Here is a 13,315-nt window from a genome sequence, read left to right as displayed (position 1 = left end):
GAATACCAGATATAAAAAGAGCCATTCTGAAGAATCAGAATGGCTCTTTTTATAAAATAATATAGTAAAACAGATAAGGAAGTACTCAAAATATTTAAATACCTGATTATAAACTTAACTATATTTCTTCTGCATTTATCATTTTATGTTGATTCATAACCGGAATTTCAATGGTAATAATGGTTCCTCTTTTTGCAAGAGAGTCTATATGTAAAGTTCCGGATAATTCTTGTATTCGACTTTCGATATTAGTTAACCCTATTCCTAATGGTATTTTTGAAGGATCAAACCCTTTGCCATTATCCTCAAATATAATACTTACCTGATCTTCAATAATATTGATTTGAATTCCGATCTTACTTGCATTTGCATGTTTAACAGTATTGGTGATAAGCTCCTGAAAAACTGAGAACAATTCGTTATGAAACCTCACATCCATTTGATTGATGTAGTCTTCTTGATAGGTAGATATATCTATAGTCAAATTACTGGATGTGCTGATCTTATCTATGTATTCGTCTAGTAGATCTGTAAAGTTACTATCTGCAATTTTTTTAGGAATAAGATCATGAGAAAGCACTCTTACTTCCTGATAGGTATCTTCAATTTGTTTATATACTTGCGCTAAATTGGAAGAACCATTTTTTGCTGAACTTATCTGAAGTTTAATAGCGGCCAAATTACCTCCGATTCTGTCATGGAGTGTCTGCGCAATTCTCTTTCTTTCTTTAAACTGGACATTGATAGAGTTTTGAATGAGTTTTAATCCATGGTTTTTTATCAAAGCTTCAATTTTCTGTTCTGCTAATTCTTTTTGGTTTTTATTCAATAAGTTTTGACTTTTCAACTTTTGATAGTATAATACAAACCATCCTATTAAGAGAATTAAGACAATAATAAATGCTATCAGTATGGTATACTTTTGCGATTGTTGTCTTTTTATTTCTAATTCCCTTAATTCCTGATCTTTTTTTAAAATAGATATTTCATTTTCTTTCTTAAGAGTTTCATATTGTACTTCTAGCTTTGAAAGTTCTTCATCCTTTTGAAGCTGATTAACAGAATCATTAAGCTTGTTTTTCTTTTCTGTATATTCTAATGCATTTTCATAATTCTTTTGTAGTATAGCTAGCTCTTTTAATTTTTGATATGCTAATATTTGTTGTTGAAAATATTCTCTTTCTTTAGCAATGACCAACACATCCTCGAAGTTTTTTGTAGCTTTTTTATATTGCTTTTTGGTCATTAAAACTTCAGCAATATTGAACTTGTTATTGAGTTTGATCAGCGGGTATTTATATTCTTCAGCTATTTTAAGGGACTTTTCAAAATACTCCAATGCTTTATTAGCTTCATCTATTTCTATGTAAATAGCTCCAATATTTAGTAATGCTATTGCTACACTTCTATTATTAGTTTCCTGGCTATATATATTCAGTGCTTTATTTTGATATTGGAGGGCTTTCTCAAAATTACCCATTTCCAAATGACAAATCGCTATCGAAACATACAAGTCCGGATTTGGATTCTCATCACCAATGATCATTGAATTATAAATCTCTAATGCCTTTTTAGGGTCGCCTTTCATTCTATAGGTGATTCCAAGATTTAGAAGAAGTTTTTTTTCAATTTCAGTATCATCAATCAACTTTACTGTTTCCAAACCTTTTAAAGCCCATTTTTTACTATCATCAAGCAATCCCTTATCTCGTGATGCATTTGACAATACAAGATAAAACCAGTTAGTCAATGATACTCCTAGAGAATCTTGTCTTTTCTCAGTTAGTGTAACTCCTTTTTTTGCATAAAATATTGCGGAGTCAGATACATATGAATAATAATGGTAATGACTTAGATTTTTATAAGCTAAAACTTTATGGTAATCATTTTGGGTTCTCTCTAAAACTTCATGACTAATCAAAAAGGCTTTTCTTTTATCTTCTCCTTCAGTATTCGAATAAATTCTAGCTTTTTCTAATAATTGATAATCATAATCTATGTCTTTAGATTTTTCTTTTGTATCGATCTGGGCATTCGTAATATGACAAATACTACATAAAAATATTATAAAACTAAACTTTGAAAATTGGAGCATTTTATAAAAATTAGTCAAAAAAATAATAGAATGTTCTTGTTGAGGGATAGATTACAATACTATAACAAAACTGTGATGCTTCTTTTCATCCCAAAACGAACTCTAAAAATAGAGTATTTATTGTTTTAATAGATGTTTCTTACTAAAAAATAGATATATAATGATTGATGTTATGACGCTCTATTAGACTTTTTATATAAATCCATAATGAGAACATTTGGCTAACAGTGCTCAAGACGTACTCATCGTTTTCTTTTTCTAAAAGTATTTCGGGTTAATTATTTTAATATATATGAAATATGATAACGATTTTTATTTTCACTGAATTCTGGGATTTTAAAACCTTATTTATTTTCTACTATTGCTGAAGAATTGTAAAACTTATTTCAATGAGTATTATTTCAAAAATCACACTGAATGTTCGTGCTAGTAATACTAGTACGGAATCATTAGAATTAGAGAAAGTAATTTCCTCCTCAGATCTACCAAGTACAAATTTATCAGAAAACCATCTGAAACAAATTTTGGATATCATTTTAGAACTGTTAGAGCAGACTAGAGCTAAAATTTTGGAAGAATATACCTATGTATATGAATTAGAATATAAGTTTTATGATAAGAATAATGGATTAATTACCTCTGAGAGTTCATACTCCTTTTTTGATGAAATTGTAACACATGCGATACCTTTTGATGGTATTCATGATACATTATGGCTATTTGTAGATCGATCGTATTATAAAGAAAACGATACTCGTTTTTGGAGAGATAGTGAAACACCAGCAGGAAGTACGATAGCTTCTTCTCTAGCTTTGATACAAAAAAAGTACGTTTATAAATATATAGATTTTCTTCGTACAAATGATATGGATCACGAAGTAGATCAGTATGGTGATATCAATAATATCATTGAAAAGTATGGAGTTTGCGAAGAAACACTTTGCCTAGCTATTGCTCGTACTTGTAGTGCTTGTGGGCAACATGGATCAGAACAATTTGAAGAGATGTTAAATGAAGGCTTTTTAGACTACATTCAGTCAAATTTTGATCTTTTCTTGGAAAAACTGGAAGATGAACACAAGTTTAAAGAGATTTGGTTTATGGATCTCGATTATGAAGAGTTTTGGAATCCTGGAAATATGGAAACCGATTGGATAGATACCATATTAGAACGGCTTGATGAAAACCAAACCGAAAAGTTAAGGTTGTTTTTTAAAGAGAGGTTGGCTTAGAGCCTAAGCGTAATTGCATGACTTTTGATTGAATTTTAGTAACTTAGACAATGAGTTATTGAATTAATTTATGAGTTTCTGGTTATTTATTATATCAATAGTCTTCTTAGCTTATGCCTGTTACCGGATAGTTCCAAAACTAAAAAGAACAGTAGCGTTTAGATATCAATTGACATTTATCCACCCATTTTGTGTTGTTATCATTTTATCTCTAATTGGATTATATCTTTTTTCAGGTTCTGGTCCATGGGATTCTTTCCTATATTTTGTTACAGCACTTTTTATTCTAACGGTATTAATCATTGATCTATTTGTTCAATATTTTATGTATCAAAAAAATAAAAAATTACCAGAAAACCCTGAAGCTTAGATTAGGAGTAATACCTAAGGATGTAATGTCGGCATTAATAAAACGATTGTCTAAAGAATTTGTAGTTCTAAATTCTCGGTTTAATAGATTTTCTCGGTCATATATGTTAAGTACGGAAAGTCCTAATCGGTAATTAATGTTAGAAGATGATTTTAGTTTAAAGTCATAAATCGCTGAAAAATCCAGTCGATGATAAATAGGTAAATTGTTTCCATTGATTTCTCCAAAATCTAATATGACTAGATCACCACTTTCATCAACTCCATCAACATTCGTAAAAGCTTTACCTGTATGCCATAGCCAACCGAGTGAAAACTGGAAATTGTGAATCTTATAAAAATGGGACCATTTTATAGTGTGTTCTATGTTCCAATTGCCAGGAAAGGATTCATTATTATTGATATCATCAAATTTATTCTTGGTATTGATATAAGAATAACTTACCCAAGTTTTATAATTCTTAAAACGCTTTTTTAAGAAAAAATCAACTCCATAAACTCTACTCTCTCCATTATGATATGTATTGTCAACAGGATTAATAAAACCTGCAGTTAAGGATGTAATATCATCAATTTGTTTGTAATATGTATCAATGTCAAAATACCATTTGTTTTTTTTGAAGCTGCTTCCAAAAGTAAATTGATAACTGGTGATAATTGGGAATTGTTCGGTATTTGCTAAAGTCCAAACTTGATTTTCCAGTGATAAATCGCTTACTACCGATTCTCGTATTTGGCTAACCGCTTGGCTTCGATATTCCGCAGTAGCATTTACTTCCCAGAATTTGGAAAGATTTTTTTGTACAAAAACTCTAGGCTCTACAAAAGACTTATTTAATTCTGAATAATTGTTAAATCGTATACCTGCGGATAGATAAAAGCTATTAGGCATCTCATATTTGTACTCACCATAGATACTGTGTGTGTTTAAAGATCTATTATCTTGATCTAAGATTAACTCATAAGTTGGTGTTGTAGTTACAAATGCATATCTAACGGTATTATTCGAATACTGATATCCTCCGAGAAGCTTGTGATAATCAGATAAAGAATAATTGATATCTAAAGCCGCTCCAAAATCTTTAACTGTATTCTTTTTACTCTCGGTTTCTGTAATAGTTCCAGTGTCTCTGGTTATAAAATCATAATCCAGTAGATAGCTTGTAAAATAACCGTTCGTTTTCATTGCTAATTTACGATTCCATTGATGTTTCCAGCTAATATTATATCCTTCATTTTCAGTGACCAAATGATCATTAAAAGACATAGTATTATCACTTCTTTTAAAATCAAGATCATTTTTACTGTAAATAGCATTGGCTTCAATTTTATCTACTTCTGAAAACTTAGCTATTAGATTAGCATTGTAATCCGCATAGAAAAAATCATTTTTTGCATCGTTTAATTCAATTGTTTCAGCAATGGTGGTATTTTGAAATACACGATCAGCAAATTGTTTGTAAGTAAATGTTTCAAAAATATCCGTATAAGATCTTCTTCCTGAAACTTGTAATGAAACTTTATCTTTTATGATAGGAGTATGAATCACTGCATCAGCATTAATCATATTGAAACCAGCACCTCCAGAAAAACGATCAGCTACTTTGTCTTCGGTTTTGATATCAATTACTCCTGAAATTCGATCACCATATTGAGCGCTTACTCCACTTTTGGAGAAATCGACTTCTTTTACTACATATGGATTAAAGGCTGATAGCATTCCAAAAAAATGTCCTTGATGATATGTTTTTATCCCATTCCAAAGTACTAAGTTTTGGTTTGGAGCACTACCTCGAACAAATAACCCAGATGCGGTTTCAAAAGGACTATTCACTCCTGGTGTTAATTGGATGCTTTGTAAAATATCAGGTTCCGTAAGACCTGGCAAAATCTCAATATCTTGTAAATCTATATGTACTACTCGTTTATCCTGTGTAATTCCTTTAGTAAGGTATTCCTGAATGATAACTTCATCTAATGTTTCTACAGAATTGATAAGATAGATGGTATTGCATTCTTTTTGAACAAATTCTGAAGAATTAAGCACTTTCTGACGAAATCCAGGAGCACTAATCAGTACTGGTGAATTAAAAGGAACTTCGGCATTTTCAAAATAACCCTTTTCATCAGTAGTAATATTAGTTCTTGATGCTTTTATGAATACCCTAATTTTTTCTAAAGGGGTATTGTTTTCATCATAGATATAACCACATATATTGATAACATCTTTTTTAGAATAGGTACGTATGGTTATAAAATTATTGCCAGTGATTTCAAATTTTAGTTGTGTCTGTTGCTCCAGCAGACGAATCACTTCTTCTATTTTCGTATTCGCTACTGTTGTAAAGGATACTTTCTTATGAATTAGGGTAGCATCTAAATAAGAGAATTTTACTTGAAATTGATCTTCTAAAGAAAGAAGTGCTTCTGAAAGAGGTTGATTATTGGCATTAATAATGTAAGAAGCTTTTTCTTGCGAAAAAGCTGAAACTCCACATAAAAGTATGTAAACGCAAAAAAGTCTAATCATGCTCTTACTTATCTAATACCACGGTTTTATCGTCTTGCAGTTGGTATTGCAAACCTAAGGTACTAAAAACTGTTTTAAGAGCAACATCGATATCATTATTAGGAAAAGTTCCGGTATAAATGATAGAGGTATCTATGCCTTTCGTATCGATGGTAATGTTGTATTGTTCTTCTAATTCTTTGAAAATGTATTTTACTGGCACACTTCTGAAAGAGCTAATATTATTGATCCAAGAGGGTTCTAATGCCTCAAAAGTCCAACTTACAGAAGAAGATTTTGCAATTTTTTGATATCCTTTTCCAGCAGTAAGAATCGTCTCTTCATTAGTATTCGAAACACTTACTTTTCCTTCGTAACAAACAGCTGCAAAATAATCAGACTGTGATTGTACATTAAATTCAGTTCCCAAAACTGTCACTTCTCCATTTTTTGTAGTTACAGTAAATCTGCTGCCTTTCTTTACTTTAAAATAGGCTTCCCCATCTAACGAAACTGTTCTATTGTTTTCCCAATTATCCTTATCAAAACTAGCTTCTGACTTTGCATTTAGAATCATTTCAGAGCCATCAGGCAAAGTAACAGCTAATTTTTCTCCATAAGAGCTGGTAAAGGAATCATTGGTATTAAAAAAGAAAAGACCAAATATTATGGCAATAGAGGCAGCTACAGCTGCATAAGGCCAAAGTTTAATGACAGGTTTTTTATGATTTTCTATAGAATTTGATTTGGCCGATTTAATATTACTTAATGCAGTATCTATGTCATAATCAGACAAGTCTAAGGCATCAGAACCCGCTTTAATTTTTGCGAAATGCTTATATTCTGGATGTGATTGAAACTCATCAAGTTCCTCTGGAGAGAGTTCTCCGTTAATCCATCTGGATAAGAATATATCGTCATTTTTATTATCTAACATAATCTGCCTTTATATATAAAAAACGTTCTACTTTCTATTTACCCTACCTCTTACTGTAATTTTTTTTATTTTTTTACAAAACCTCTTTGTTTCAGAGGCAAAAAAGCGTTGGATTTATATGTTACCTATCTTTTTGCGTAAACTTAATAATGCCTTATGCATTAATTTTTCAATAGCTTTTACGGATACATTTGATAACTCTGCAATTTCGCGGTACGTTTTTTTATCGATTCTACTTAATAGAAAAACTTCTCGTTGTCTTTCGGGTAAATCTGCTATAGCATTTTTTAGTTTCTCCATATATTCTTTTTCTAACATAACAAATTCTGGAGATTCATTTGTTACATCACTCTTTCGTTGTGTAATATAATTTTGATGCTTAAACTTTACCTGTTGATGGCGCGCAATACTAATTCCAAGATTGGTCGCTACAGTATATATATAACTCTTAGCTTTATCTAAAGGTACTTTTGCACAATTGCTCCATAATTTGATAAAGGAATCCTGTACAATATCTTCTGCCTGATCAAGATCTCCAAATTTATAATACAGATAGCTTCTCAAAAGTTTTGCGTGACTTTTGAAAAAATTATCAAATGCTTGTTCATCACAAGTAGAGTTTTTACTATCAGACATTTGGGGATCTATTTGGTGTCAAAACTAGATTTTTTTCTGGTATCAAAAAAAAGAAATTATAAAAAAAATAAAAAAAGGGGGGTGGGGTAGTTTTAGCATCTGGCGTTTTACTACTGTTATAACATACAAACATCTCAATTGAGTTTTACTTAATCTTAATTAAAAAATTAAAATGAAAAATCTTAGAATTTTTAGCTTACTTATGTTAGGGCTTATGATTGCTTTTTCTTCTTGTGAACAAGAAGATGACGATCAGAACACTGAATGTCCACAGTTATCTTTTGGACAGGATGGGAAAAAATTAGTTGCTGATTTTGAAGGAATGGAAGATCTTGATACATACGAATGGTTTGTAGATGGAGAACTGGTAGAGACCGAAAGTCAGCAAAATGAAAGAGATAATACACTAGATCTTTCTTCGTACAATCCAGGAACTTATAATGTTTGTATAAAGGCAGAAACACCTGATTGTCCTGAAGGAACAGAGTTCTGTAAGGAAATAACCATCGAAGAAGAGATGGAAGGATGTCCAGATCTAAAGTTCACCAGAGATGGAGACTATTTATATGCAGATTTTGAAGGTATCGAAACCTTAGAATTTTATGCATGGAGAGTAACAGGAGAAAATCTGGATAATGAAGAAATCATTGAAAACGAAGGAACCAATAATCAAGGAGATAATAAGTTTTCTCTAGCAAACTTAGCAGAAGGAACTTACACGGTTTGTTTAATTTCAGAAAGTCCAACTTGTACTAGTACAGAATATTGTGAAGATATTACAATTGATGGTGATGGACAAGGAGGATCATGCCCAGATCTTTCGTTGAGCTCTGAGGGAAGTATTGTAATTGCTAACATTAGTGGAACAAATGATGTTGAAGCATTTAATTGGTTTGTAAATAATCAGCCTTTAGCAGCTTCCGATCTACAAATTCAAGGAAGCACGGTAACGTTAGATCTTAGCGACTATAATCCTGGGACTTACGAAGTATGTGTGAAGTTTGAGTCCAATGATTGTGCTCAAGGAATAGAAGCTTGTGTTTCAGTTCAGGTAACAGAAGATAATAATGGAGGAGGAGATGACGGTTGTCCAGATCTTTCTTTTATCGAAGAAGGAACGATTATGTTTGCAAGTTTTTCAGGAATTAACCAGTTAGATGTGTATGAGTGGTTTGTAGATGGTGTTTTAGTAGAAACTGAAGATTTACAAAGCCAAGATAGGGATGATCAACTTGATTTATCTTCATACAACCCAGGAACGTATAGAGTTTGTATCAAAGCAGAGACTAATGAGTGTCCTAATGGTACAGAATTCTGTAGAGATGTAGTAATTCCAGAGCCTACACCTGTAGACTGTTCTGTTTTTAAATTAGAATATTTTTCAACGAATACAGCAGAATTCGTAAATGCTAATGGTGTAATTCTATTTGGTTTAGATAATGCTTCTGTAGTTTGGGAAATCGACGGGAACCAAGTTACACCTACAACAGCCACAGGACATTTCTTAATCCTACAAGATCACCTTACACAAACAGGAAGATATGAGATTTGTTATAAAGCAGAATCTTCTGAATGTGGAAGCTTACAAGACTGTATAGAAATAGATTTCCAAGGGCTTTAAGCTAAATAAAATTAAGATAGGTTTATTAAGTTCGGTCAGTTGAATTAGTAATTACTTATCTTTAAAAGAGACTGTATTTTTGCAGTCTCTTTTTTTTGTTTAAAGCCTTGTAAATTAAGGGTTAAATTTGTTTTGTTAGCATATTAAATGTCAGATTTTAAGTTTTTTTTTGTAGTAGGGGTAGGGTATCGTTTTCTTACCGCGTTTCATTATTGTAAAGCATTTAAAAAGCTTCTAAACAATTAATTATAAATAACCCCTAAAATTACAACAATGAAAAAACTTAGTATTTGGTGTGTAGTGATTTTTACATTACTCGTAGGATTTATCTCATGTGAAGAAATTGAAGAATTAGAAAATTGTCCTGACGTGACAATTAATGTAGATAATGTAGCAGGAAGTGCAGTGTATCGTTTTGCTGCTCAATTAAATGGAATAGAAGATGTGAGACTCACTTGGTCGATTGATGGGGAAGAGATTGCTACAGGTAATTTAGACGATATCGCAAGTCAGATTTTTGAATATCAATTTGAAGAAGGAACATATACGGTATGTGTTAGCGTAGCTAGTGAAACTTGCCCTATTGAAGTATGTAAGGAAATTGTAGTAGATATTGATGAAACAAATCCTTGTCCTGATTTGTTCTTTGAAACAAGACAATTGGATAGACCAAATCACTATAAGTTTATTGCTGATTTTCCTGGAATTGAAGAAACAAGATATGAGTGGTTTATCAATGGAGAAGTAGTAGAAACAGATAATCAAAATGCAGATAACTATTTGTTCTGGGAATTCTCAGAAGCTGGAACATATGAAGTATGTATCAAAACAGAAACGCCTGATTGTCCGGAAGGGACTTCTTATTGTAAAGTAATTGAAGTAGAAGAAGTGGATGGAAATTGTCCAGAGCTATTTTTCCTTGCAGAACAAGATGGAGATAATCCAGCATATTACTTTCAGGTAGAATTCCCGAATGCCGATCAAGTAGAATGGTTAGGATGGTTCATTAATGGAGAATTAGTTGAAGATTCAAATAATGGAGATAATAATAGATTTTATTATCAATTCGAACCAGGAAGATATGAAGTGTGTTTAAAAACAGAAACACCAGATTGTCCACAAGGAACTTCATATTGTAAAGTTATTGAAATAGAAGGGGCTACGGCTTGTCCAGAACTATTTTTTGAAGCAGAACAAGATGGTGATAATCCTGCTTACTATTTCTATCCTAGTGCATTTGAAGGTATCGATGATGTTACTTTAGAATGGTCTGTAAATGGAGATTTTGTAGGGACTAGTACGGGACATAATGAACCTTTCTACTATCAGTTTGCTCCAGGATCTTATGAGGTTTGTCTATCTGTAGAAACACCAGATTGCCCACAAGGAGTTACTTTTTGTAAAGTAATTGAAATAGAAGAAACAGGAACTAGTTGTCCAGAATTATACTTCAATATAGAACAAGAGGGAGACACTCCAGGATATAATTTCTGGGCAGAGTTTGAAGGAATGAATGATATTTCTTACGAATGGACAATTAATGGAGATGTTGTAGATAGTGAAATCTTGGATAGTAATGAAAGAGATGATTATTTATATTATCAGTTTGGTGCAGGAACATATGAGATATGTATTATAGCAGAAACACCAGATTGCCCTAATGGAGTTATATTTTGTAAAACATTAGTGGTAGAATAAATTAAGTTGGTTAGGTTAGATTAATTAGGTTAATTCCCTGGAAGCATTGCCATTCTTCCAGGGAATTTTGTTTATACCAGCGAGATGTATTAGATTGTGAACCTAATAGGTTTGGAAAAATTATTTTATTTTAGGGTAGGGTAGACTGATTCTCAGGCGTTTTAGTTTATATAAAAGCAATATATTTTGAAATATTTCAACACTCACTTACGAACATTTGTATTACTGCTATCTGTATTATTTAGTAGTTGTGTAAATGATGATTCATTTTTTCCTGAGGAAAATACAGACAATGTTACCTCGAGTCCTGCTCTAGTAACTGTTCTTAATAATTTTGGTTCTGACAATGCTTTTATCTCTGAAAATGAGCAGTGCTTTAGATTTGTATATCCAATAACTTTAGGATACAATACAGATTCGACTATTAGAATAGATAATTATGAAGGATTGGTTGATGTAATTTCAAGTCAAGGTCCGAATTTTAATGTTACAGGGTTACAGTTTCCTATAAATATAATTTTTAGAAATACAGATACTGAAATTACAATTAACGATGAATCTTCTTTTCTTAATATTTTAGAACAATGTGAGTTTAATTCGATTCGAGATGAGTTTGATGAATTTTTTAACGGGTGTTTTAAGTTTGAATATCCAGTAACTTTGTTGGATAATAATGGAGTCGAAACGGAGTTATCTTCAGACGAGATGTTTCAATCATTTTATCAGAGTCAAGGTACATTATACCAACCTAATTTTAAATTTCCAATAAACCTTTTGGTAGGAGCAAATCTTGAAACTACTACTATAGATACGTACTTTGGTTTTTATAGAATTATAGCTTTTTGTGAGACTCGTTGTCCGCAATTAGATTTTACTTCGGAGCTTACCGATATGTTTAATTTGGGTTATAGATTTGAAGCAGATTTTCCGGAAATAGAAACTATCGGCACATATGAATGGTTTATTGATGGGCAATTTATAGAAAGTGATGGTCCAAGTGTTCAAGGAGATAATTTATTATTACGTGATTTTGATGCACCAGGAACTTATGTAGTTTGTATCAAAGCAGAAACACCAGAATGCCCTGAAGGTATAGAGGTTTGTAAAAGTATTGTTGTCGCTGAGTCCTGTCCGAATTTAGATTTCAGTTTCGAACAGCAACAAGGTACTTTGCAATATACTTTTACAGCAAGTTTTTCTGGAATAGAAGAACTCTCATATGAATGGTTTGTTGATAATGAAATAACCGAAGAAGATGGAGGTCCTAATGGCGATAATGTTTATATAACAGAACTAACTCCTGGAGTACATCAGGTTTGTATAAAAACAACTACGCCTTCATGTCCTAATGGAACAGAAGAATGTAAAGAAATTGTAGTTGAACCTATCTGTCCAAATTTATTTTTTAGTTTCGAACAAGAAGGAAACACTAATGGTTACAATTTTATTGCAGATTTTCAGGATATTGGTACTATAAATTATCAATGGGAGATCGATGGGCAAATTCAGGAACAAGATGGAGGACAAACGGGAGATAATATGTTCTTTTTTCAGTTTGATCCAGGAAGCTATTTGGTATGTATTAGAGCAGTAACGGATACGTGCCCTGAAGGAACACAGTTTTGTGAAGAAATAGTGGTGCAGTAGCTGTTTATTATAGCTAGAAGCTATTTTAAAACCGTAAAAAAGTAATCCAAAAATTTAGAATACCATAGTATTCTTATATTCAATTTTCGAAATAGATAATTCTTTGTGTGATAGTGTCTCAGAGCCCATAAATAGGGACTATTTATCTAACTTTGTAAAAAAGTAAAGGAATGAGATATCATACAAGAAAGGTCGTCAAACCAGGCGATTTAAATCCAAATAATACCCTGTTTGGAGGAAGGCTATTGGAATGGATTGATGAAGAAGCTGCCTTATACGCAGTTATTCAATTGGAGAGTAATAGAGTGGTTACTAAATACATGTCCGAAATTAATTTTGTAAGTTCAGCAGTACAAGGAGATATTGTTGAAATTGGAATGGATGTTGTTAAATTTGGGCGTTCTTCTTTAGTGCTAAAGTGTGAAGTAAGAAACAAGTTAACTCGCAAGACCATCATACAAGTAGATAATATTACGATGGTGTATTTAGATGAAAATGGAAAACCTGCTCCACATGGAAAAACAAAAATTGAATATGTAAGAGATCGATTAGCAGTACACTAATTTCTCAC

At 31.9% G+C, this 13,315-nt stretch carries 10 protein-coding genes; 6 read left to right on the top strand and 4 right to left on the bottom strand.

Annotated features, from left to right (window positions below; translation table 11 throughout):
• Positions 1–118 precede the first annotated feature (118 nt).
• Entirely contained in the window at positions 119–2,095 is a 1,977-nt protein-coding gene (locus tag GBO31_RS03415) for a tetratricopeptide repeat-containing sensor histidine kinase (RefSeq protein WP_219006914.1), read from the bottom strand.
• Positions 2,096–2,484: 389 nt separating this feature from the next.
• On the opposite strand from GBO31_RS03415, the gene GBO31_RS03410 reads away from it, so the two are divergent.
• Positions 2,485–3,327, top strand: a complete 843-nt coding sequence (locus GBO31_RS03410; protein WP_219006913.1) for a hypothetical protein — start codon at positions 2,485–2,487, stop codon at positions 3,325–3,327.
• A 70-nt stretch (positions 3,328–3,397) separates the two neighbouring features.
• Positions 3,398–3,697, top strand: a complete 300-nt coding sequence (locus GBO31_RS03405) for a hypothetical protein (protein ID WP_219006912.1) — start codon at positions 3,398–3,400, stop codon at positions 3,695–3,697.
• On the opposite strand, the gene GBO31_RS03400 is transcribed toward GBO31_RS03405, so the two are convergent.
• From GBO31_RS03400 to GBO31_RS03390, 3 genes are all read right to left on the bottom strand, one after another.
• A complete protein-coding gene (locus GBO31_RS03400; RefSeq protein WP_219006911.1) occupies positions 3,674–6,226 on the bottom strand; it encodes a TonB-dependent receptor domain-containing protein in 2,553 nt (850 codons plus the stop codon). The genes GBO31_RS03405 and GBO31_RS03400 overlap by 24 nt on opposite strands.
• 4 nt (positions 6,227–6,230) lie before the next feature.
• Positions 6,231–7,142 carry a FecR family protein gene (locus GBO31_RS03395; protein WP_219006910.1) on the bottom strand — a complete coding sequence of 304 codons (912 nt, stop codon included), beginning with the start codon at positions 7,140–7,142 and terminating at the stop codon, positions 6,231–6,233.
• A 114-nt stretch (positions 7,143–7,256) separates the two neighbouring features.
• A complete protein-coding gene (locus tag GBO31_RS03390; protein WP_219006909.1) occupies positions 7,257–7,778 on the bottom strand; it encodes an RNA polymerase sigma factor in 522 nt (173 codons plus the stop codon).
• A gap of 172 nt (positions 7,779–7,950) precedes the next feature.
• On the opposite strand from GBO31_RS03390, the gene GBO31_RS03385 reads away from it, so the two are divergent.
• The 4 genes from GBO31_RS03385 (at position 7,951) to GBO31_RS03370 (ending at position 13,307) form a co-directional block, all read left to right on the top strand.
• A complete protein-coding gene (locus GBO31_RS03385; protein ID WP_219006908.1) occupies positions 7,951–9,399 on the top strand; it encodes a hypothetical protein in 1,449 nt (482 codons plus the stop codon).
• A 273-nt stretch (positions 9,400–9,672) separates the two neighbouring features.
• Positions 9,673–11,097 carry a hypothetical protein gene (locus tag GBO31_RS03380; RefSeq protein WP_219006907.1) on the top strand — a complete coding sequence of 475 codons (1,425 nt, stop codon included), beginning with the start codon at positions 9,673–9,675 and terminating at the stop codon, positions 11,095–11,097.
• Between the two features lie 186 nt (positions 11,098–11,283).
• Complete coding sequence (locus GBO31_RS03375; RefSeq protein WP_219006906.1) at positions 11,284–12,744, top strand: hypothetical protein; 1,461 nt, start codon at positions 11,284–11,286, stop codon at positions 12,742–12,744.
• Between the two features lie 170 nt (positions 12,745–12,914).
• The gene (locus GBO31_RS03370; protein WP_219006905.1) at positions 12,915–13,307 is read left to right on the top strand and encodes an acyl-CoA thioesterase; all 393 of its coding nucleotides are present in this window, start codon (positions 12,915–12,917) and stop codon (positions 13,305–13,307) included.
• The last annotated feature ends 8 nt before the right edge of the window (positions 13,308–13,315 follow it).

The sequence above is a fragment of the Aquimarina litoralis genome (assembly GCF_019295435.1).
GTDB classification, from domain to species: domain Bacteria; phylum Bacteroidota; class Bacteroidia; order Flavobacteriales; family Flavobacteriaceae; genus Aquimarina; species Aquimarina litoralis_A.
This window is presented reverse-complemented; position numbering and strand designations above follow the sequence as displayed.

Coding starts and splice junctions, on each gene's coding strand:
- GBO31_RS03400 (WP_219006911.1), bottom strand. CDS start 6,226: ATGATTAGACTTTTTTGCGTTTACATACTTTTATGTGGAGTTTCAGCT.
- GBO31_RS03405 (WP_219006912.1), top strand. CDS start 3,398: ATGAGTTTCTGGTTATTTATTATATCAATAGTCTTCTTAGCTTATGCC.
- GBO31_RS03395 (WP_219006910.1), bottom strand. CDS start 7,142: ATGTTAGATAATAAAAATGACGATATATTCTTATCCAGATGGATTAAC.
- GBO31_RS03380 (WP_219006907.1), top strand. CDS start 9,673: ATGAAAAAACTTAGTATTTGGTGTGTAGTGATTTTTACATTACTCGTA.
- GBO31_RS03370 (WP_219006905.1), top strand. CDS start 12,915: ATGAGATATCATACAAGAAAGGTCGTCAAACCAGGCGATTTAAATCCA.
- GBO31_RS03385 (WP_219006908.1), top strand. CDS start 7,951: ATGAAAAATCTTAGAATTTTTAGCTTACTTATGTTAGGGCTTATGATT.
- GBO31_RS03390 (WP_219006909.1), bottom strand. CDS start 7,778: ATGTCTGATAGTAAAAACTCTACTTGTGATGAACAAGCATTTGATAAT.
- GBO31_RS03415 (WP_219006914.1), bottom strand. CDS start 2,095: ATGCTCCAATTTTCAAAGTTTAGTTTTATAATATTTTTATGTAGTATT.
- GBO31_RS03410 (WP_219006913.1), top strand. CDS start 2,485: ATGAGTATTATTTCAAAAATCACACTGAATGTTCGTGCTAGTAATACT.